At 67.9% G+C, this 21,877-nt stretch carries 14 protein-coding genes; 5 read left to right on the top strand and 9 right to left on the bottom strand.

The features are described 5' to 3' along the window. Positions 1 to 82: 82 nt before the first annotated feature. The 7 genes from ABZ906_RS01225 to ngcE all read right to left on the bottom strand — a co-directional run bounded on the left by ABZ906_RS01225 (position 83) and on the right by ngcE (position 8,261). Positions 83 to 1,282 (bottom strand): ROK family transcriptional regulator, encoded by a 1,200-nt coding sequence (locus ABZ906_RS01225; protein ID WP_361194909.1) that lies wholly within the window; start codon positions 1,280 to 1,282, stop codon positions 83 to 85. Between the two features lie 199 nt (positions 1,283 to 1,481). Next, entirely contained in the window at positions 1,482 to 2,366 is an 885-nt protein-coding gene (locus tag ABZ906_RS01220) for a carbohydrate ABC transporter permease (protein WP_361194911.1), read from the bottom strand. Next, positions 2,366 to 3,244, bottom strand: coding sequence for a sugar ABC transporter permease (locus ABZ906_RS01215; protein WP_361194913.1), 879 nt, complete (start codon positions 3,242 to 3,244; stop codon positions 2,366 to 2,368). Before ABZ906_RS01215 ends, ABZ906_RS01220 begins: the two co-directional genes overlap by 1 nt. Before the next feature lie 128 nt (positions 3,245 to 3,372). Next, positions 3,373 to 4,635, bottom strand: a complete 1,263-nt coding sequence (locus ABZ906_RS01210) for an extracellular solute-binding protein (RefSeq protein WP_361194915.1) — start codon at positions 4,633 to 4,635, stop codon at positions 3,373 to 3,375. Between the two features lie 148 nt (positions 4,636 to 4,783). Further along, the gene (locus ABZ906_RS01205) at positions 4,784 to 5,680 is read right to left on the bottom strand and encodes a carbohydrate ABC transporter permease (RefSeq protein ID WP_361194917.1); all 897 of its coding nucleotides are present in this window, start codon (positions 5,678 to 5,680) and stop codon (positions 4,784 to 4,786) included. A gap of 21 nt (positions 5,681 to 5,701) precedes the next feature. Then, the gene (locus tag ABZ906_RS01200; RefSeq protein WP_361375944.1) at positions 5,702 to 6,751 is read right to left on the bottom strand and encodes a sugar ABC transporter permease; all 1,050 of its coding nucleotides are present in this window, start codon (positions 6,749 to 6,751) and stop codon (positions 5,702 to 5,704) included. Between the two features lie 76 nt (positions 6,752 to 6,827). Further along, a complete protein-coding gene (ngcE, locus tag ABZ906_RS01195; RefSeq protein WP_361194920.1) occupies positions 6,828 to 8,261 on the bottom strand; it encodes an N-acetylglucosamine/diacetylchitobiose ABC transporter substrate-binding protein in 1,434 nt (477 codons plus the stop codon). 547 nt (positions 8,262 to 8,808) lie between these two features. Here ngcE and ABZ906_RS01190 point away from each other — a divergent pair. The 3 genes from ABZ906_RS01190 (at position 8,809) to ABZ906_RS01180 (ending at position 13,671) form a co-directional block, all read left to right on the top strand. Further along, positions 8,809 to 12,654, top strand: coding sequence for a GH92 family glycosyl hydrolase (locus ABZ906_RS01190; RefSeq protein ID WP_361375941.1), 3,846 nt, complete (start codon positions 8,809 to 8,811; stop codon positions 12,652 to 12,654). 169 nt (positions 12,655 to 12,823) lie between these two features. Further along, positions 12,824 to 13,171 carry a hypothetical protein gene (locus tag ABZ906_RS01185; protein ID WP_361375939.1) on the top strand — a complete coding sequence of 116 codons (348 nt, stop codon included), beginning with the start codon at positions 12,824 to 12,826 and terminating at the stop codon, positions 13,169 to 13,171. A gap of 110 nt (positions 13,172 to 13,281) precedes the next feature. Then, positions 13,282 to 13,671, top strand: coding sequence for a VOC family protein (locus tag ABZ906_RS01180; protein ID WP_361375936.1), 390 nt, complete (start codon positions 13,282 to 13,284; stop codon positions 13,669 to 13,671). Positions 13,672 to 13,740: 69 nt separating this feature from the next. On the opposite strand, the gene acnA is transcribed toward ABZ906_RS01180, so the two are convergent. Together acnA and ABZ906_RS01170 are read right to left on the bottom strand one after the other, a co-directional pair. Continuing rightward, positions 13,741 to 16,455: an aconitate hydratase AcnA gene (gene acnA / locus ABZ906_RS01175; protein WP_361375933.1), complete on the bottom strand. Its 2,715-nt coding sequence runs from the start codon at positions 16,453 to 16,455 to the stop codon at positions 13,741 to 13,743. A 601-nt stretch (positions 16,456 to 17,056) separates the two neighbouring features. Next, the gene (locus ABZ906_RS01170; protein ID WP_361375930.1) at positions 17,057 to 18,064 is read right to left on the bottom strand and encodes a LacI family DNA-binding transcriptional regulator; all 1,008 of its coding nucleotides are present in this window, start codon (positions 18,062 to 18,064) and stop codon (positions 17,057 to 17,059) included. 184 nt (positions 18,065 to 18,248) lie between these two features. On the opposite strand from ABZ906_RS01170, the gene ABZ906_RS01165 reads away from it, so the two are divergent. Then, positions 18,249 to 20,150 (top strand): amidohydrolase, encoded by a 1,902-nt coding sequence (locus ABZ906_RS01165; RefSeq protein ID WP_361375927.1) that lies wholly within the window; start codon positions 18,249 to 18,251, stop codon positions 20,148 to 20,150. Between the two features lie 121 nt (positions 20,151 to 20,271). After that, a complete protein-coding gene (locus ABZ906_RS01160) occupies positions 20,272 to 21,801 on the top strand; it encodes a UDP-N-acetylglucosamine 1-carboxyvinyltransferase (protein WP_361194936.1) in 1,530 nt (509 codons plus the stop codon). Positions 21,802 to 21,877 lie beyond the last annotated feature (76 nt).

Raw genomic sequence — 21,877 nt, 5'->3', positions numbered from 1 at the left:
AGGTGGCTCGAAGTCAACTCGGCCGCCACACCAGCGTCAAGGAGTAAATCCTTAACGAGATGACAACGGTGCCATGCGTTATCTAAGTGAAGGCAGGTGCGGTCGCGGGCAGCGAGCCATCCAAAAGGGTCGAATCGCCCATTTCGCTGAGCGCGAGGGCCAGTGCGCCGAGGACCTCCGCACGGCCCCCCAGGGCCCCGGGAAGCACGGACAGCTGCCGGGCCGCGCTGGGGATCGCATAGCGCCCCACGGACTCCCTTATGGGCCCCAGGACCAGCTCACCGGCCTCCGCGAGGTCGCCGCCGAGGACGACCCTGCTCGGGTTCAGGAGGTTGCACAGGTTCGCCACGCCGCTGCCGATGTGCCGGCCGACGTCGGCGATCACGCGCCGGCAGCCGGGGTCCCCGTCGCGCGCGAGGGAGACGACACGCTCCATCGTCAGCTCGGTGCCGTGGCTGGACTGCAGCAGCGGAAGCACGTAGCGGGCCGCAGTGAAGGTCTCCAGGCAGCCGCGGTTGCCGCAGCGGCAGACCGGGCCCGACTCGTCCAGGGTGATGTGCCCGATCTCGCCCGCGGTGCCGCCGGGGCCGCGGTAGATCCGCCCGCTGATCACGAGCCCGGCGCCGACACCGCTCGCGACCTTGATGTACGCCAGGTCCTTGACCCCCCGGCCGCTCCCCCAGACCAGCTCGCCGAGCGCGCCGAGGTTGGCGTCGTTGTCGACGTGCACGGGGACGCCGAGGCGGTCCTTGAGCTCCTCCGCGGGCTTCGTGCCGGTCCAGCCCGGCAGGATCGAGGTGGAGCCGAGCGTCCCGGACTCCACGTCGATGGGGCCCGGCACACCGAGGCCGATGCCCGCGATCTTCGCGCGGTCCACCCCTGTCACCGCGATCAGCCTGTTGACCAGCTGCTCGGCCCGGTCGAAGCCCTGCGCGGCGGACGCGTCCACGTCCAGCGGCTCGGACTCCTCGGCGAGCACCTGGTGGGCGAGGTTGCCGACGGCCACGCGCAGGTGCGTATGGCCGAAGTCCACGCCGATGACGATGCCCGCGTCGCCGCTGAGCGAGACGCTGCGGGCCCGTCGACCGCCTGCCGAGGTGGGCGTGACCTCGACCGTTCCGCCGTCCTTGAGCTCCCGGACGATGTTGGAGACCGTGGCCGCGGACAGACCCGTCGTCCTGGCGATCTCCGCTTGAGTGAGCGACCCGGCGAGGCGTACGGCACGTACGACCCGCTCGAGATTGGCCCGGTGCAGCGACGACTGCGACCCCGGAGTCTCCATTGACTCAGCCACCCTTTTCCGTCTGACGTAACGGCTACTTCGCCGCCCGTACAAGTTGTGAACTCCAAGCTCTGCTGAACGGGTTGGCGCAGTCAAGTCCTTGACCCAAATCGGCACTCTTGAACAGCGGGACAGGCCGGGTCCAAGTGGCGAGGATGCACCCCAAACCACCCAGACCCGGCCTGAGAGGGCCGATCCGTTACTTGACCGATCCCGCGGTGAGACCCGAGACCACGTGCCGCTCGATGAAGGCGAAGAGCACGATGACCGGCACGATCGCCACCACGGAGGCCGCGAAGAGGTAGTTCCACTCCACGGTGTAGGCGCCGATGAAATTGTTGATGCCGACGGTCAGCGGCTGCTTGTCGGGCTCGGTGGTGAGCGTGAGGCCCATCACGAACTCGTTCCACGAGGTGATGAAAGTGAAGATCACCGCGGTGACCACGCCCGGCAGCGCGAGCGGCAGCGTCACCTTCACCATGGCGCCGAAGCGGCTCGTGCCGTCCACCATGGCGGCCTCTTCGAGCTCCGGCGGGATGGAGCTGATGTAGGCCGTCAGAATCCACACGGCGAACGCGAGGTTGAACGCCGCGTTGGTGATGATCAGCGTCCAGACCGAGTTGAGCATGTCCAGCTGGTGGAACTCGCGGTAGAGACCGACCAGGAGGGCGGTGGGCTGGAACATCTGGGTGATCAGGACGAGGAGCAGGAAGGCCTTGCGCCCGCGGTAGCGCATGCGCGCCGTGTAGTACGCGGCGGGCAGCGAGACCAGGAGCACGAGGAGCGTCGCGCCGCCCGCGACGAGCAGGGTCACTTGCAGGTTCTGGCCGAGCTCCGACTCCTTCCAGACCTCGATGAAGTTCGACCACTCCAGGTCCGTGGGCAGATACGTCCGGTCCCGCAGCTCGCTCTTGGGCCGCAGCGCGGTGATCACCATCTCCAGGTACGGAGCAAGGAAGATCGCCGCGAGCGCCCAGGCGACCACCGTGATGACCAGGGTGCGCGGCCGGAAGGTGCGCTTGGGCTTGGGCTGGGGCGCGGAGCCCTTCGGGGACCCCGCGCGGGGCGCCGTCGCGGTGGCCATCAGTCCTCCTCGTTCCACCGGCTGACCTTCAGGAAGATCAGCACGAGCACGACGACCATCGCGAAGTTGACCACGGACATGGCGGCGGATTCGCCGATGTCGGTCTCCTTCAGCTTGTACATGAACACCATGGTCGTGGAGGTGTCATAGCCGGGACCGCCCTGCGTCATGGCCCAGATGATCGGGAAGGAGTTGAAGACGTTGATGAGGTTGATGACCACACCGACGAGGAACGCGGGCCGCAGCATCGGCACGGTGATGTGCCGGTACGTCTGCCAGTGGCTCGCCCCGTCGATCCGCGAGGCCTCGTAGACCTCGTGCGGGATGGTCTGCAGACCGGCGAGCAGGGTGTACGTGGTGAAGGGCAGCGACACGAAGATCGCGACGGCCATCATCCACGGCCAGGCCGTCTCCGGCTTGCCGAGCCAGTCCTTGGACTTGTCGATGAGGCCGAGGTCGAGCATCAGCGTGTTGAGGACGCCCGCGGTCTGGTTGAGCATCCACTTGAAGCCGATGGCGGTCATCAGGACGGATGCCGCCCAGGGCGCGATGAGCGCCCAGCGGGTGACGGTGCGGCCGGGGAACTTCTGGTTGAACAGCTGGGCCAGGGCCAGCGAGAGCAGCATCGTCACGGTCACGACGACGACGGTCCACACGACCGTCCAGAGCAGGACCGCTCCGAAGTCGGTCTCGTCGAAGAGCTTCTTGTACTTGTCGGTCCCCGCGCTGCCGCGCACGATGCCGGCGATGGAGATGTTGAGGAACGAGGTGCGGATCAGCTCGACGACCGGCCAGATGACCACGGCGAGGATCAGCAGAATGACGGGCGCTATCCAGGGCAGCGGGCCGAGCCGTGCGATACCGCTGCGGCGGCTCACCGGCCTGGGTGCGCGCCCGCTCCGTCCCCGGCCGGTGTCGGCCGGGGGCGGAGGGGCCTTCAGTGACACAAGGTCTCCTAGCGAACGGGACTACGACTACTACGGAACGAAGTGCGTCTGCCTGCGTGCTACTTGTTCTCCGCGGCCGCCGTCTCCGCCTTCTTCTGCAGGTCGCCGAGGACCGCCTTCGGGTCGTCGCTGGCGGCCTTGCCACCGGTCTTCTTCATCTCCGCGGAGATGACGTCCCACGAGGTGTCGCCGAGCGGGTAGAACTTGGCGTTCGGCAGGACCTCGAAGAACGGCTCCAGGTCCTTGTGCTTGCCGCTGGACTGCATCTCCTTGAGCGTGTCCTGCGTGACGGGCATCAGGTTGTACATCTCGTCGAACTGCAGCATCTTCTTGGAGTACGTGAAGTCCAGGAACTTCTTCACGCCTTCCTTCTCCGCGCCGCCGTCCTTGAACGCCATCATCCAGTCGGCGACACCGAGCGTGGAGTCCAGCGGGCCCGCCTTGCCGGGGATCGGCGCGACGCCGTAGTCGACCTTGCCGTCCTTGGCCATCTGGATCAGGCTCGGGTGGCCGTTGAGCATGCCGACCTTGCCGGCCGCGAAGTCCGCGAAGGCCGTCTTGCGGTCGGTGGAGGCCGGGTTGGAGTACGTGAGGCCGGGCTTGACCAGGTTCTTCTGCAGCCAGTCGAAGGTCTCGACGTTCTTCGCGCTGTCGATCGTGTACTTGCCGCTCGCGTCGGTGTAACCACCGCCGTTGCCGAGCTCCCACATCATCGTCTCGCCCTGGGTCTCCTCGGGGCCGAGCGGGAGGGCGTAGGGGGTGTCGGCAGCCTTGGAGGACTTGATCTTCTTCGCGGCGGCGGCGAGCTCGTCCCACGTCTTGGGCGGCGTCTTCACGCCCGCCTTCTTCAGGACGGCCTTGTTGTAGAACATCACGCGGCTGGAGGAGACCCACGGGATGCCGTACTGCGTGCCCTTGACCTCGCCGGCCTTGGCGAAGCTCGGGATGAGGTTCTCCTGCGTCTTGGGCGAGAGGACCTCGTCGGCCTTGTAGAGCAGATCGTCCGCGACCTTGTCGGCGTAGCCGCCGGTCTGCAGGAGGTCGGGCTGGTTGCCCGCCTGGATCATGTTCTTGACGGACTTGTCGATCTCGTTCCAGTTGATGACCTGGACGTCGACCTTGTAGCCCTTGTTCTCGGCCTCGAAGTCCTTCTTCACGTCGGCCCAGTACTTCTTGGACGCGTTGGAGGCCTTGTCGCCGTAGTCGGCGGCGACGAGTTTGATGGTCTTGCTGTCGCCGCTGTCGCTGTCACCGCCGCACGCGGTAAGTCCCATGGCCATCGCGAGCGTTGCCGCACCGGTGGCGATCACTCGATTCCTCATGCTGTTCAACCTTTCGACATCGGTGTCGACTTGAACGCGGGCAAAGGTCCCCCCGCGGCGCCGTGGCGCCGACATTACTCACGGCCGGAATTGCCGCAACAGGCCTAGACCACTTTCGTGGCCAAGCTGAAATCACCTGCGGGCAGGGTCATTTGAGAGCGCCCGCGGTGAGGCCCGCCTGCACCTGACGCTGGAACACCGCGTACACGACGAGCACCGGCAGCATCGCGATCGTCAGGCCCGCGAACAGGGCTCCCCAGTCACCGCGGTAGCCCTGCGAGACGGCGAGGGTGGCGAGCCCCTGGGGCAGCACGTAGCTCTTCTCCTCCTCGTTGTTGAGCAGCAGCGGAAGCAGGTACTGGTTCCACTGGCCGAGGAAGTTGAAGATGCCGATGCTGACCAGGCCCGGCTTGGCCATCGGCAGCATGATCTGGAAGAACGTGCGCGTGTGCGAGGCACCGTCGACCATCGCCGCTTCCTGGACGCCGGTGGGCAGCGTGCGGAAGAAGGAGGTCAGGAAGAAGGTGGTGAAGGGCAGCGAGTACGCGATGTACGCGATCATCAGGCCCGGCCGGGTGTCCAGGAGCCCGAAGTTCTCCATCACCGCGAAGAGCGGCACGAGCGCGAGGATGACCGGGAACATCATGCCGCCCGCGAAGAGCAGGAAGACGAACCGGTTGCCGGGGAAGGTGAAGCGGGCGATGACGTACGCGGCCATCGACCCGAGCAGCATCGTGCCGGTCAGCGAACCCGCCAGGATGATCAGCGAGTTGATCGTGTACTGGCCGATGTTGGCCTCGGTCCACGCGTTGGTGAAGTTCTCCCAGTGGAAGGAGTCCGGCCAGCCCATCGGATCGCTGAGGATGTCGACCGAGGGCCGGAACGCGGTGAGGGCGACCCAGATCAGCGGCCCGGCCGCGAGGACCACCCACAGGGCGAGGAACGCGTGCGAGAAGACGTTCAGCGTGGCGCCGCCCTTGGAACCCGTGTCGGGGCGGGGCGCGTCGGCGGGCTCGGTGCGGGGCGCGGTTTTGGCGATGGTCATGATGCAGTGCTCCCGCGGTCTTTAGTATTCGATCCGGTCGCGATTCCCGATCCTCATGACGATCAGCGAGAACGCCATGCTGAGGACGAGGAGGACGACGCCGATGGAGGTGGCATAGCCGTACTGGCCGTCCCGGAATCGTTCGTAGAGGAAGACCGGGGTCACCTTCAGGACGTGCTCGGGCACCATGACCAGGACGATCGCGAACGAGTCGAGCGCCTGGATGCCCATATAGATCCAGCCCGTGCGGACGGTGTCCCAGATCAGCGGGAGCGTCACGCTGAAGAAGGTCCGCCCGCGACCCGCGCCGTCGAGCAGCGCCGCCTCGTAGATGTCCTTGGGGATCGCGCCCATCGCGGCGGAGAAGAGGACCACGTAGAAGCCGACGAAGCTCCAGCAGAGCACGACGAGTACGGCGATCAGGGCGAGGCTGCGGTCGCCGCCGAGCCAGGCGGGACCGTCGATGCCCACCTTGTCGAGACCGCCGTTGATCAGACCGCTGTTGGTGTTGAGGACGCGGCCCCAGACGACGGCGATGATGGCGACGGACAGGACCTGCGGGAAGAAGTAGACGACCTTGTAGAACGAGGAGCCCGCGACGCCCGCGATGGCCTGGCCCTTACGGTGCCGGCCGCCCGAGGTGATCATGTAGGCGAAGAACATGCCGAGCATGAGCGTGAGCACCGGGGCGACGAGCGCCAGGACGACGCTCACTTCCATCGAGTCCCAGAAGCGCTCGTCGTTCCACATCTTCGTGAAGTTGTCGAACCCGATGAAGTTCGCGACCGGGCCGCCGGACCAGTCGGTGAACGAGTAGTAGATCGCCTGGATGAAGGGCGAGATGACGAACAGGGCGTAGAACGCGAGCGGCAGGCCCAGGAAGCCGCTGATGAAGCGGTACTTGTCGAGCGTGCGGTAGCGCCGGTCGTAGCGCACGCTCTGGGGAGTGAAGCGGGGCGGAAGGAGGACCGCCAGGACGAACAACAGCCCGTTCGCCTTCTTGGTCTGCGGCGTCCGTTTCGTCGTCTTCTTCGGGGGTGGGGTCTCCGCCACCCGGGTGTCCGTCGTCATGCTGCTCCGCCCCGCCTCGCTCACATGCCTGAAGTCTCGGTTCCGCTGCCGGTCGTGGTGCTCGTTCCGGCGCCGGTCAGGACTTCTTGATCTTGGTGATGTCGGGGTCGTTCTTGATCCGGTCCGACGCCTTCTGCATGGTCTCCATCGCCTGCTTGGTGCCGATCTGGCCCAGCATGAACTTGGCGATCATGTTGTTGTAGTCCTCGCGGAACAGCTCGTTGTACCAGTCGAAGAACTTGGGGATGACGATGTTCTCGCCGGCCGCCTTGACGGCCGCCTGCACGCTCGTCGCACCGGACGGCAGCTTCTCGCCGTCGATGGCGCCCTTGACCACGGGGATCGAGCCGACCTCCTTGAACAGGTTCAGGGCGGCCTCCTTGCTGTACATCATCCGCAGCCACTCCATGCCGCCCTGCACGTTCTGGGCCTTGGAGGGGACGATGAAGGGCTCACCCGCGGGGGCGTAGAGCGTGCCGAAGGGCATCTTGTCGCTCGAGTCCAGGGACGGGGTCGCCCCGACCGTCATCTCGAAGTCCTTGGGCGTGGTGTCCTTCGCCTCGTTCTCCACCCAGGAGCCGTTGGGCACGAAGACGCACTTGCCGCCCTTGGTCCAGGCGGTCTGCATCTCGGTGTGCGCCTCGGTGCCGTCGAAGCCGGTGAGCACGTACTTCTTGGCGACCAGCTCCTCCCAGGCCTCGAAGACGTCCTTGACCGCGTCGTGCTTCCAGGCGTCCGGCTCCAGGTAGTCCATCGCCGTGATCACGTCGCGCCCGCCGCGCTGGGCGAACATCGCGTACATGCTGAAGAAGACGTAGCGCGGGTGGCCGCCGGGGTAGCTCCAGCCGTGGATGCCCTTGGCCTTGGCCTTCTTGCAGACCGCGAGCATCTCGTCCCAGGTCTTCGGATACTCGCTCTCCAGGCCCTCTTCGAGCAGCTTCTTGGAGTACCAGTTGCCGTAGACCGTCTGGGCGATGTTGAGCTGGTAGACCTCCTTGCCGCCGAAGGTGCCCATCTGCTCGACCACCGGTACGAGGGTCTCGCGCACCGTGACGTTCGGGTCGTCCCAGGAGGGGGCGTCGAGCAGTTCGCTGAGGTCGGCGACCTGCTTGTTGTGCACCAGCTTGCCGGGGTTCATCTGGTCGGCGCCGGAGTTGTTGACCACGTCCGCCGTGGGCTTGCCGCGCACGATCTTCGGCTGCACCTGGGTGGCGATCTTGGTGGTGGCCTTCTGCTCCGCGTCCGACTTCGGGTACTGCTTGTTGTACATGTCGGTGACGAACTGGGCGTACTTGTCCTCGTAGCCGCCGTTGAAGATGTAGACCGTCAAACCGGCGTCGGTCTTCACGCCCAGCGGGTTCTTCTTGGACTTGGTGCCCTTCTCCGCCTTGTTCTCTTCCCCGCCGCCGCTCGCGCAGGAGCTCAGGGCGCCCACGGCCGGTACCGCGAGAAGGCTGGTGGCCGCCGCCCTCTTCATCACGTCACGACGGTTGATGCTGGTGGATCCCATGCTCAAGTCCTCGCCTTCTCCAGGACTCAGGCGGCGTACGGCGCTCCCGACAGCTCGCCAGTGGCGAAGGGCCCGACACCGCGGGTCAGTTGAAGCTTGGTGGTGCTGCACGTGCGTCAACTACATGGCAAGGGCTCGCACCCGCCACTCAGGGTGCCGATAGGTATAGTCCACTTCTCGGCAGCAGAGCAAGATCGAATGCAGCTTGGGCCAGCAGTCTTTCCCGAGTTGAGACCTCGCGGAGACACGGACTGGTTCGTTCACGGCGTGAGCAAATTCAGCCGGGGAAATCGGCGGCGTCGGGACCCGTCGGCGCTTCCCCCTCCCTGATCTTCCCTGGCCCCTCCTCGCTCCTCATTGGACTTTCTCCCCGGCCCCCTTGGACTTTCCCGGGGCCACCTCCGGCCCGCCGTGACTCGCCTCCGCCTCACCTCCAGCACCTCCGGCCCTTTCAACAGCCTTGACACCACCGGCAACTTGACGCCCTACTGGACCTTGCGCAGCCATGTGACAACGTTGTCCATCACTTGCAGGGAGGGGCTCGGGGATGCCGCACAGATCACGCAGACCTCGCTTCAGACACCATCGTTCGGCCGCTGTTCTCGGAGCGGCGGCGTTCACGCTGGTCGCCACGGCGCAGGGCGCCGCCGTCGCCAAGCCGGAGAAACCACCCAAAGCGGCACGGGAGTTCGTTTCTTCGTTCGAAGAAGGCGATGTGCAGCCCGACTGGCTGAACACCGTGGAGACCGGCCCCGACGGCAAGAAGAAGACCGCCGGCGTCAACGGCGCGTTCAGCGCGGGCATCCCCGGCAGTGTGAACGACCACGTCACCGAGGTCCGCGCCAGCGGCGAGAACTCCGGCAGCGGCGAGGTCAAGGAGAACCTGACCGACGGCGAGCCCACCAGCAAGTGGCTGACCTTCGAGCCCACCGGCTGGGTCGAGTTCGACCTCGACGAGCCCGCCAAGGCCATCACGTACGCGCTCACGTCGGCGAACGACCACGACGAGCGCGACCCCAAGGACTGGACGCTCAAGGGCTCCACGGACGGCAAGGACTGGAAGGTCCTCGACACCCGCAAGGGCGAGTCGTTCGACAAGCGCCACCAGACGAAGAAGTACGACTTCGAGAACGACACGGCGTACTCCCACTACCGCCTGGACGTCACCGCCAACAACGGCGCCTCCGACGCCCTCCAGCTCTCCGACGTCCAGCTCTCCGTCGGCGGCAGCGAGAGCCCCGTCCCGGAGGACATGCTCTCCCTCGTGGACCGCGGGCCCAGCGGCTCCCCGACCGCGAAGGCGGGCGCCGGGTTCACCGGCAAGCGCGCGCTGCGCTACGCGGGCACCCACAAGGCGGACGCCCGCGGTTACTCGTACAACAAGGTTTTCGACGTCAATGTCTCGGTGCGGCGTGACACCGAGCTCTCGTACCGGATCTTCCCGTCGATGGCCGAGGGCGACCTCGACTACGACGCCACGAACGTGTCCGTGGACCTCGCGTTCACCGACGGCACCTATCTGAGTGACCTCAAGGCCGTGGACCAGAACGGTTTCGCGCTGACCCCGCAGGGCCAGGGCGCCGCCAAGGGCCTCTACGTCAACCAGTGGAACAACGTCGCCGCCCGGATCGGGCAGGTCGCGGGCGGCAAGACGGTGGACCGCGTGCTCGTCGCGTACGACTCCCCCAAGGGCCCGGCGAAGTTCCGCGGCTGGGTGGACGACGTCTCCCTGAAGGAGAAGGCCCCCGCCAAGCCGAAGGCCCACCCCTCGGACTACGCGGAAACCACCCGCGGCACCAACTCCAGCGGCGGCTTCTCGCGCGGCAACACCTTCCCCGCGACCGCCGTCCCGCACGGCTTCAACTTCTGGACGCCCGTCACCAACGCGGGCTCCCTGAGCTGGCTCTACGACTACGCGCGCGGCAACAACGCGGACAACCTGCCGACGATCCAGGCGTTCAGCGCGAGCCACGAGCCGAGCCCCTGGATGGGTGACCGGCAGACCTTCCAGATGATGCCGTCGGTCGACAAGGACACCCCGTCCGCGTCCCGCACCAAGCGCGCGCTGCCCTTCAAGCACGAGAAGGAGACGGCACGCCCGCACTACTACGGCGTGACGTTCGAGAACGGTCTGAAGGCCGAGATGGCCCCGACCGACCACGCCGCGATGATGAAGTTCACCTATCCCGGTGACGACGCGAGCGTCATATTCGACAACGTCTCGGAGAAGGGCGGCCTCACCCTCGACGAGAAGAACGGTGTCGTCAGCGGCTTCTCGGACGTCAAGTCCGGCCTCTCCACCGGTGCCACCCGCCTCTTCGTCTACGGCACCTTCGACGCGCCCGTCACCGCGGGCGGCAAGCTGGAGGGCGGCGGTGGCGGTGACGTCACCGGCTATCTGCGCTTCAAGCCCGGCAAGGACCGCACGGTCAACCTGCGTCTTGCGACCTCGCTCATCAGCCTCGACCAGGCCAAGGCGAACCTGAACAGCGAGATCCCCTCCGGCACCTCCTTCGAGCGCGTGAAGAACCGCGCGCAGAAGAGCTGGGACGACATCCTCGGCAAGGTCGAGGTGCAGGGCGCGAGCGAGGGCCAGCGCACCAGCCTCTACTCCTCCCTCTACCGCCTCTACCTCTACCCGAACTCGGGCTTCGAGAAGGTCGGCAAGAAGTACCAGTACGCCTCGCCGTTCTCCCCGCAGACGGGCCCGGACACCCCGACCCACACCGGCGCGAAGATCGTCGACGGCAAGCCGTACGTCAACAACGGCTTCTGGGACACGTATCGCACGACCTGGCCCGCCTACTCGCTCCTCACGCCGAAGAAGGCGGGTGAGCTGGTCGACGGCTTCGTGCAGCAGTACAAGGACGGCGGCTGGACGTCGCGCTGGTCGTCGCCCGGCTACGCCGACCTGATGACGGGCACCTCCTCGGACGTGGCCTTCGCCGACGCGTACGTCAAGGGCGTGGACTTCGACTCCAAGGACGCGTACGACGCGGCCCTGAAGAACGCGACGGTCGTGCCGCCGGACAAGGGCGTGGGCCGCAAGGGCATGGAGACCTCCCCCTTCCTCGGCTACACCCCCAGCGAGACCCACGAGGGCCTGTCCTGGGCCCTGGAGGGTTACGTCAACGACTACGGCATCTCCCGCATGGGCCAGGCCCTCTACAAGAAGACGGGCGAGAAGCGCTACAAGGAGGAGTCGGAGTACTTCCTCAACCGCGCCCGTGACTACGTCCACCTCTTCGACGGCAAGGCCGCCGGCGAAGGGTTCTTCCAGGGCAAGAACAAGAAGGGCGACTGGCGCGTCGCCTCGGACAAGTTCGACCCGCGCGTGTGGGGCTACGACTACACCGAGACGAACGCCTGGGGCTACGCCTTCACCGCCCCGCAGGACTCGCGCGGCCTCGCCAACCTCTACGGCGGCCGCAAGGGCCTCGGCGACAAGCTGGACAAGTACTTCGACACCCCGGAGACCGGCTCCGCCGAGTTCGCCGGCTCCTACGGGGGCGTCATCCACGAGATGACCGAGGCACGCGACGTCCGCATGGGCATGTACGGGCACTCCAACCAGGTCGCCCACCACGCCGCCTACATGTACGACGCGGCCGGTGAGCCGTCCAAGACGCAGGAGAAGGTCCGCGAGGTCCTCTCCCGCCTCTACACGGGCAGCGAGATCGGGCAGGGCTACCACGGCGACGAGGACAACGGCGAGCAGTCGGCCTGGTACCTCTTCTCCTCGCTCGGCTTCTATCCGCTGGTCATGGGCAGCGGCGAGTACGCGATCGGTTCGCCGCAGTTCACCAAGATGACCGTGCACCTGGACAACGGCCGCGACCTGGTCGTCAAGGCGCCCAAGAACAGCGCGAAGAACATCTACGTCCAGGGCCTGAAGGTCAACGGCAAGAAGTGGACCTCCACGGCGCTCCCCCACAAGGAGATCGCACGCGGCGGCGTCCTGGAGTTCGACATGGGCTCCAAGCCCTCGTCGTGGGGCACGGGCAAGAACGCCCAGCCCACCTCCGTCACGCAGGACGACAAGGTGCCGTCGCCGCGCGGTGACGCCATCAAGGGTGACGGCGCCCTCTTCGACAACACGTCGGACACGGACGCCACTTCGGCCTCCGTGGAGCTGCCGGTCGCCAAGTCGACGAAGGCGGTCCAGTACACGCTGACGTCGTCCTCCGACAAGGCGAAGGCGCCGCGCGGCTGGGTGCTCGAAGGCTCCGCCGACGGCGAGAAGTGGACCCAGCTGGACAAGCGCTCCGGCGAGTCCTTCGCCTGGGACAAGCAGACCCGGGCCTTCACCGTGGACAAGCCGGGCGCGTACGAGCACTACCGGCTCGTGCTCGACGGTTCGGCGACGCTCGCGGAGGTCGAGCTCCTGAGCTGATCCTTCCGCTGTGTTGATCCGTCTGCTGTGACGAGGGGGCGGGAGTGCCTGTGCACTCCCGCCCCCTCTCGTTTCGCGTGACCGCCGCGTGACCGTCACGACAGGTCCGCTCGGAAGCATCTGAGCTGCGCGGATGCCCCGCGACGGAGACCCAGAAGGAGACCAGCGCATGAACAAGCCTCGCCGCGTCACCCGGCTCGTGCTCAAGCTCGCAGCGGTGGCGGCCGCCATGGTGCCGGCGCTCGCCGTGGCGCCGGGCGCGTCGGCCACGCAGCAGGAAGTGGCCGCGCCCCCCAATGTCCTGACCTGCACCACGGACACCGACGGCTACTGGGGTCACGCCCACTGCACCAACAACACCGGTGTCGTGACGGCCTTCCGCGTCAAGGTGGTCTGCGGGGAGTGGCCGGACGCGCGCGGAGACTGGAAGACGCTGAATCCGGGCGCTTCCGACGTGTCGAGCGCCCGCTGCATGGGCGGCACGGGCGTTGGCAGCGTGAACTGGGAAGAGGGCTGATCGCTCGACAGCACGATGTCGCCGTGCCTAAGATCCACGGCGACATCGCGTGTCGGTCACCGGCTGGGTGAGGCATGGAGGTGTCGGGAGATGCCTTCTGGAGGCATTCCTTGTCAGTCGAGCTGAACCACACGATCATCCACGCCCGGGACAACCGGGAGTCCGCCGAGTTCTTCGCGGATCTGCTGGGCCTTGAGATCACCTCGGAGTGGGGCCCGTTCATCGCGGTGGAGCTGAGCAACAACGTCACCCTGGACTTCGCCGCCATCCCCGCCGACAAGATCACCCCGCAGCACTACGCGTTCCTGGTCTCCGAGGACGAGTTCACGGCCGCGTACGAGAAGATCAAGGCCCGCGGCATCGAGCACTGGGCCGACCCGCATCAGAAGCAGCCGGGCGAGATCAACACCCATGACGGCGGCCGGGGGGTCTACTTCCTGGACCCCTCCGCCCACGCCATGGAGATCATCACCGTGCCGTACGGCGGCTTCCCCGCGTAGTCCCCGGAACGACCGAGGGCCGCACCCCCGTGCAGGGGGTGCGGCCCTCGACTACTGCGTGCCGCCTGCTTACTTGCGGATCAGGCTGCGCAGCACGAACTGCATGATGCCGCCGTTGCGGTAGTAGTCCGCCTCACCGGGGGTGTCGATGCGGACGACCGCGTCGAACTCCACGCCGGTGTCGGTGGTGACCTTGACCGTGCTCGGCGTGGTGCCGTTGTTCAGCTCCTCGACGCCGGTGAAGGAGAAGGTCTCCTCGCCGGTCAGGCCGAGGGAGTCGGCGTTCTGGCCCTCCGGGAACTGGAGCGGCAGGACGCCCATGCCGATGAGGTTCGAGCGGTGGATGCGCTCGTACGACTCGGTGATGACGGCCTTGACGCCGAGGAGCGCGGTGCCCTTGGCGGCCCAGTCGCGGGACGAGCCGGAGCCGTACTCCTTGCCGCCCAGGATGACGAGGGGGGTGCCCTGGTCGATGTAGTTGCGCGAGGCGTCGTAGATGAAGGAGACGGGAGCGTCCTCCTTCGTGAAGTCGCGGGTGAAGCCGCCCTCGGTGCCCGGCGCGAGCTGGTTGCGCAGGCGGATGTTGGCGAACGTGCCGCGGATCATGACCTCGTGGTTGCCTCGGCGCGAGCCGTAGGAGTTGAAGTCACGGCGCTCGACGCCGTGCTCCGTGAGGTACTTGCCGGCCGGGGTGTCGGCCTTGATCGCACCGGCCGGGGAGATGTGGTCGGTGGTGACCGAGTCGCCCAGCTTGGCCAGGACGCGGGCGCCCGTGATGTCGGAGACCGGGGTGGTCTCCATCGTCATGCCCTCGAAGTAAGGGGGCTTGCGGACGTAGGTCGACTGCGGGTCCCACTCGAAGGTGTTGCCGGTCGGGATCGACAGGGCCTGCCACTGGGCGTCGCCCGCGAAGACGTCCTGGTAGGACTTGTTGAACATGTCCTCGCCGATGGAGTTGGCGACGACGTCGTTCACCTCGGCCTCGGAGGGCCAGATGTCCGTCAGGTAGACCGGGTTGCCGTCCTGGTCCGCGCCGAGCGCGTCCTTGGTGATGTCCACCTTCATCGAACCGGCGATGGCGTACGCGACGACCAGCGGCGGGGACGCCAGGTAGTTCATCTTGACGTCGGGGTTGATGCGGCCCTCGAAGTTCCGGTTGCCGGAGAGGACGGACGTCACGGCGAGGTCGGCGTCGTTGACCGCCTTGGAGACCTCCTCGGGCAGCGGGCCCGAGTTGCCGATGCAGGTGGTGCAGCCGTAGCCGACGAGGTTGAAGCCGACCTTGTCGAGGTAGGGGGTGAGCCCCGCCTTGTCGAAGTAGTCGGTGACGACCTTGGAGCCCGGCGCGAGGGTGGTCTTGACCCACGGCTTGCGGGTCAGGCCCTTCTCGACGGCCTTCTTCGCGACGAGCGCGGCGGCGACCATCACGTACGGGTTCGAGGTGTTGGTGCAGGAGGTGATCGCGGCGACCGTGACGGCGCCGTGGTCGATCTCGTACGTCGAGCCGTCGGGGGCGGTGACCGTGGTCGGCTTCGACGGGACGCCGTTGGAGGCGGCCGGGGCGTCGGACGCCGGGAAGGACTCCTTGCCGGCCTCCTCGTCGTCCGCGACGTAGTTGCGCACGTCCTGGGCGAACTGCTGCGAGGCGTTGGCGAGGACGATGCGGTCCTGCGGGCGCTTCGGGCCTGCGATGGAGGGGACGACCGTGGAGAGGTCGAGCTCCAGCTTCTCGGAGAAGTCGGGCTCGGCGGCCGGGTCGAGCCAGAGGCCCTGCTCCTTGGCGTACGCCTCGACGAGCGCGACCTGCTGGGCGTCACGGCCGGTCAGGCGCAGGTAGTTCAGGGTCTCGTCGTCGATCGGGAAGATCGCGGCGGTGGAGCCGAACTCCGGCGACATGTTGCCGATGGTGGCGCGGTTGGCCAGCGAGGTGGCGGCGACGCCCTCGCCGTAGAACTCGACGAACTTGCCGACGACGCCGTGCTTGCGCAGCATCTCGGTGATCGTGAGCACGAGGTCGGTGGCGGTGGTGCCGGCGGGCAGCTCACCGGTCAGCTTGAAGCCGACGACGCGCGGGATGAGCATGGAGACCGGCTGGCCGAGCATCGCGGCCTCGGCCTCGATGCCGCCGACGCCCCAGCCGAGCACGCCGAGGCCGTTGACCATCGTGGTGTGCGAGTCGGTGCCGACCAGCGTGTCGGGGTAGGCCTGACCGTTACGGGTCATGACCGTGCGGGCCAGCTTCTCGATGTTGACCTGGTGGACGATGCCGGTGCCCGGCGGGACGACCTTGAACTCGTCGAAGGCGGTCTGGCCCCAGCGCAGGAACTGGTAGCGCTCCTTGTTGCGGCCGTACTCCAGCTCGACGTTCTGGCCGAAGGCGTCCGCCGTGCCGAACTTGTCGGCGATCACGGAGTGGTCGATGACCAGCTCGGCCGGGGCCAGCGGGTTGATCTTGTCCGCGTCACCGCCGAGCTCCTTGACGGCCTCGCGCATGGTGGCGAGGTCCACGACGCAGGGCACGCCGGTGAAGTCCTGCATGATCACGCGGGCCGGCGTGAACTGGATCTCCTGCGACGGCTGCGCCTGGGAGTCCCAGGACCCGAGCGCACGGATGTGGTCGGCGGTGATGTTCGCGCCGTCCTCGGTGCGGAGCAGGTTCTCAAGGAGGACCTTCAGGCTATAGGGCAGCCGTGCGGAGCCCTCGACCTTGTCCAGCTTGAAGATCTCGTACGACTCGTCGCCCACGCGCAGCGTGCTGCGGGCGTCGAAGCTGTTCGCCGACACGACAGTCTCCTTCAGATTTTTTCGCGCGTTCCGTACATCCTGCCGCCACGACTCCTCGTCGGTCCGCTAAGGTAAGGCTTAGTTAGGTAACCCTTACCGGGTGGCGGCGGCTGGTGCGCCTCGGCAGATATCTCGATGTCGAGATAACTCTAGTACATCACCCGCGAGTACGACGAGGCGCGCCAGCCTGCCCGCACGTCGGGGCAGCGCCGAGTACGGCCTGAGCGAAGCGGGCGTTGCTCCTGAGGACCACCGTCTCCTCCGCCACGTGGCGCGCACGGCTCGCGAGCTTCTTCGCGGCGGCCGGGGTGCGATCGCCCCGGTCGTGGCCCAGTGTGTCGAGGACCACAAGCAGCCGCCGAGTGGGAAGGGCGGCGGGTGGGCGTGCGTCTTTCGCCGTACATGGCCGCGACCGAGCGTTTCATGGTCGACGAGGAGTGGCTCGCCGACCACGACGAGCTGGTGACGGTGCTCGGCGAGCGCCCCCTCGCCCATCTCCACCAGCGCGGCCCCGACCTCGCGGGGCCGCTGATCGCGAACAACGGCTTCGCAGCCGCTTCGCCCTGGGCCGCGACCCGGCCGACGGCGACCCGGCCACGGACTACCAGAGCGGCGCGGCGGGCTGAGCACGCGAGGAGTCGCGCACGACCAGGGCCGCCGGTACGACGACGGGGCAGTCCGATGCCGTGTCGGCGCATCCCTCGACCAGGTCCACGAGGAGTTCCACCGCGGCGCGTGCCGTCCGCTCCGGGGCGAGCGTCACCGTCGTCACGGGCGGCCGGGTCAGCGCGTATCCGGGGTCCTCGCTCGCGCACACCACGCGCAGGTCGTCGGGGACGCGCAGACCGAGGCGCGCCGCGGCGGCCAGGAGCTGGCGGCCGCCGGGGTCGTACGCCGCGTAGACGGCGTCGGCGCGGCCCTTGCCCCGCAGCAGCGCGTCGAACGTCCTTCCTTCGGCGTCCGCCAGGTCGAAGGGGACGACCAGCGGGTCCGCGCCGCGCTCCGCGCACCATGCGGAGTAGGCCGCGGTCACCGTGCGCGCGTAGTGCTCGTCGCCGCTGCCCGACTGGAGGGCGATGCGGCGGGCGCCGGACGCGCGGAGGTGGTCGAGGACTTCGCGGGTGGTCGCCTCGTGGTCGTTGTCGACCCAGTGATCGCCGGGGCGCGGGTCGCCGGGGACGCCGTCGAAGACGAGCGGGATGCCGCGGGCGCGCAGCGCGGTGACCATCGGGTCCCCGCGCGGGCTGTCCATGATCAGCATGCCGTCGACGGCGAGGCCGTGCCACGAGTCGTCCCCGGCGCGGGCGGCGGGCAGCGCGGTGAGGGCGTAGCCCCGTGCGTGGGCCGCGGAGGTGGCCTCCGTGACGACGCGCGAGAAGTAGGCGATCTCCGTGTAGTTCCAGGCGGTGGGGAACGTGGTGACCGCGATGCCGAGGGTCCGCGTGTGCGGGGCGGTGCGGCGGATGCCGTAGCCGAGGGCGGTGGCGGTTTCCCGCACCCTGCGGCGGGTGGCGCCGCCCAGGCGGCCGGTGCCGTTCAGGGCGTGCGAGACCGTCGCGGTCGACACCTCGGCTGCGCGGGCTATGTCGGTGAGGGTGGGCCCTGGCACGGCGGTAATCCTACGGATTCCCTGTCGCAAGAGCCATGTTTCCGCGGAATCCGTCGCGGGCGGGCGGTTCTGGTTAACGGGTTACTCGGTGAGTCTTTGTGCCCGGCCACCCGCCCGATGTCCCCGCGCACCCGATGTCCCCGCGCACCCGATGTCCCAGCGTCACAGCAGCTAGGAGAACCCCATGACCTCTCCGCAGCCCTCCTCCCCCTCTCCCCTCTCCCGGCGCGGGCTCATCGCCTCCGCCGGGGCCGCCGGGCTGCTCGCCTCGGTGGGTGCGCCCGCCGTCGCCGCCGTGCCCGCCGCGCGGCGCCGGTCCGCCGCGCTCGTCGTGCACAACTCCCGTGTCTTCAGCGGCGTCAAGGGCAGCGCCCCCGCGCAGGCCGTCGCCGTCGGGCGGGACGGGAAGATCCTCGCCGTCGGGAGCGACGCCTCGCTCAAGCGGTACATCGGGCGGGACACCCAGGTCGTGGACGGGCGTGGCGGCACCGTCATGAGCGGCATCCACGACGGGCACGCCCACCCCATGGACGCCGCGAACCGCTCGCTGCGGCCGTCCCTGGCCGGCGCCGAGCAGACCGTCGAGGAGTTGCAGAAGACGCTGACCGGCTTTCTCAAGGACTCCGCCGAGCAGGAGCCCGACGGATGGCTCGTGGTGGAGGACTGGAACCCGGTCGGGCTCCTGCCGCGGGGCACCGCCCCGCACCACTCCATGCTCGACGCCCTGCCGACCCGCCGCCCGATCGCCCTGCGCGGCGGCGACGGACACAACCTGTGGGCCAATCAGCGCGCCCTGGACATAGCGAAGATCACCGCGTCGACCCCCGACCCGGTCGGCGGCAAGATCGTCAAGGGTGCGGACGGCAAGCCGACCGGAGTGCTCAAGGACGACGCCCAGCCGCTCGTCTCCCGGCACATCCCCGAGCCCGACGAGGCACAGCTCGCGGACGCCGCCGCCAAGACCCTCGCCGAGGCCGCCGCGTCCGGCATCACGACCTTCATGGAAGCCGTGGTGGGCCGCGGCGAGCTGAAGCTGTACCAGCGCCTCGCCGAGTCGGGACGGCTGCTCCAGCGCATCGTGCCCGCGCTGCGCATCGAGACCGACCAGACCAAGGACCCGGCGGCGGCGGTCGCGTACGCGAAGGCGCTCCGCAAGGACTTCGGTGACGTACGGGGGCTGCGCTTCGGCACCGTCAAGGTGTTCCTGGACGGGGTCATCGAGTATCCGGCGCAGACCGCGGCGCTCCTGAAGCCCTACCTCGACAAGGACGGCAAGCCCACCGACCACCGCGGCGACCTGTATGTGTCATCGGCGGACTACGGCCGGCTCACCGCCGCCTTCAACAAGGAGGGCTGGCAGATGCACGCGCACGCCATCGGCGACCGCGCGGTCCGCACCTCCCTGGACGGGTACGCGTACGCCCTGCGCACCACGCGGGCGCGCGGCCTGCGCAACACCACCGCCCACCTCCAGCTCGTGGACCCCGCCGACCTGCCCCGCTTCGCCGAACTCGGCGTCATCCCCTGCATGCAGCTCCAGTGGGCCACCCGCAACGTCTGGACGATGGACGCCCTGTTGCCCTACATCGGCGCCGACCGCCACCGACTGCTGTACCCGGCGCGCAGTCTGGAGCGGTGCGGTGCGCGGCTCTCCGGTGGCTCGGACTGGCCGGTCGATCCGCTCCAGGTGTGGAACCAGGTGCGTACCGCCGTCGACCGGTCCGGAGCCGAGGGTGAGGGTGATCTGTACCGCGCCAAGGAAGGCCTCGGCCGCTCGTCGGCCCTGCTCATGCACACCGCGGGTACGGCGCGCCAGCTCCGTATGGACCACTTCACCGGAACCGTCGAAACGGGAAAGTCGGCCGATCTGGTGCTGCTCGACCGCGATGTGACGCGGTGTCCGGTGGCCGAAATCAGTTCTGCCGAAGTGCGACTGACGTTGACCGGAGGCACAGTGGTGCATGACGCCGAGTCGACGGCCGGGCGCGCTGCCGCCGCCCGGACGACGCGCGCGGCTGCCGGACCCCGGCCCACGGCGCAGGCCGCGGTGCACGGCGGTCGGCATGCCTCGTGCGGATGCGGCTGACGCGGTGCGGGCATGTGGCGTACGGAAAGGACGTACGGGAACTTCCGTACCGAACAGGACGTTTCACGTATGGCCTACCCCGACGCGTGCGTCATCTCATATCTGAGATAACCTGCGGAACATGGCAGACGATTACCTCGTACGTATCGGCAAGCTCATCCGTGACGCACGTCAGCACCGGGGCTGGACGCAGTCGCAGCTCGCCGAGGCGCTCAACACAAGTCAGAGCGCCGTGAACCGCATCGAGCGCGGTAACCAGAACATCAGCCTTGAGATGATCGCCCGCATCGGCGAAGCCCTCGACAGCGAGATCGTCTCCCTCGGCTATGCCGGGCCGATGCATCTGCGCGTCGTCGGCGGGCGCCGTCTCTCCGGATCGATCGACGTCAAGACGAGCAAGAACGCCTGCGTGGCGCTGCTCTGTGCCTCCCTGCTCAACAAGGGACGCACGGTGCTGCGCCGCGTGGCGCGCATCGAGGAGGTCTACCGCCTCCTCGAAGTGCTCAACTCGATCGGCGTCCGCACCCGTTGGATCAACGACGGGGTCGACCTGGAGATCGTGCCGCCCGCCCGGCTCGACATGGAGGCGATCGACGCGGAGGCCGCGATCCGGACCCGCTCGATCATCATGTTCCTCGGTCCGCTGCTGCACCGCATGGACCGCTTCAACCTGCCGTACGCGGGCGGTTGCGACCTCGGCACCCGCACGATCGAGCCGCACATGATCGCGCTGCGCCGCTTCGGTCTCGACATCGCCGCGACCGAGGGGCTCTACCACGCGGAGGTCGCGCGTGACGTCGTGCCCGACCGCCCGATCGTCCTGACCGAGCGCGGCGACACGGTGACCGAGAACGCCCTGCTCGCCGCGGCGCGCAGCGACTGCACGACCGTCATCCGCAACGCCTCGTCGAACTACATGGTCCAGGACCTGTGCTTCTTCCTGGAGGCGCTGGGCGTGAAGGTCGAGGGCATCGGTACGACCACCCTCACCGTGCACGGCGTGCCGACCATCGACGTCGACGTCGACTACTCCCCCTCCGAGGACCCGGTCGAGGCGATGAGCCTGCTCGCCGCCGCGGTCGTCACGGAGTCCGAGCTGACGGTGAACCGCGTCCCGATCGAGTTCCTGGAGATCGAGCTCGCGGTCCTGGAGGAGATGGGGCTCGACCACGACCGCACGGCGGAGTACTTCGCCGACAACGGCCGTACGCGCCTGATCGACCTCACCGTCCGGCCCTCCAAACTGGAGGCGCCGATCGACAAGATCCACCCGATGCCGTTCCCCGGCCTCAACATCGACAACGTCCCCTTCTTCGCGGCCATCGCGGCGGCGGCGCAGGGCAAGACGCTGATCCACGACTGGGTCTACGACAACCGCGCCATCTATCTCACGGACCTGAACCGCCTCGGCGGGCGCCTCCAACTCCTCGACCCGCACCGGGTCCTGGTCGAGGGCCCGACCCGCTGGCGCGCCGCCGAGATGATGTGCCCGCCCGCGCTGCGGCCCGCCGTGGTCGTGCTCCTCGCGATGATGGCCGCCGAGGGCACGTCCGTCCTGCGCAACGTGTACGTCATCAACCGTGGCTACGAGGAGCTGGCAGAGCGGCTCAACTCCGTGGGCGCACAGATCGAGACGTTCCGGGACATTTAACCTCCGGCTCTCTCGCTACGACTGGGCAACGATCACCGGTCGTCGCTGGAGACGCGCGAGGGCGCGGTGTTGGGGT

The organism is Streptomyces sp. NPDC046925 (assembly GCF_040644915.1).
Taxonomy (GTDB): Bacteria; Actinomycetota; Actinomycetes; order Streptomycetales; family Streptomycetaceae; genus Streptomyces.
This window is presented reverse-complemented; position numbering and strand designations above follow the sequence as displayed.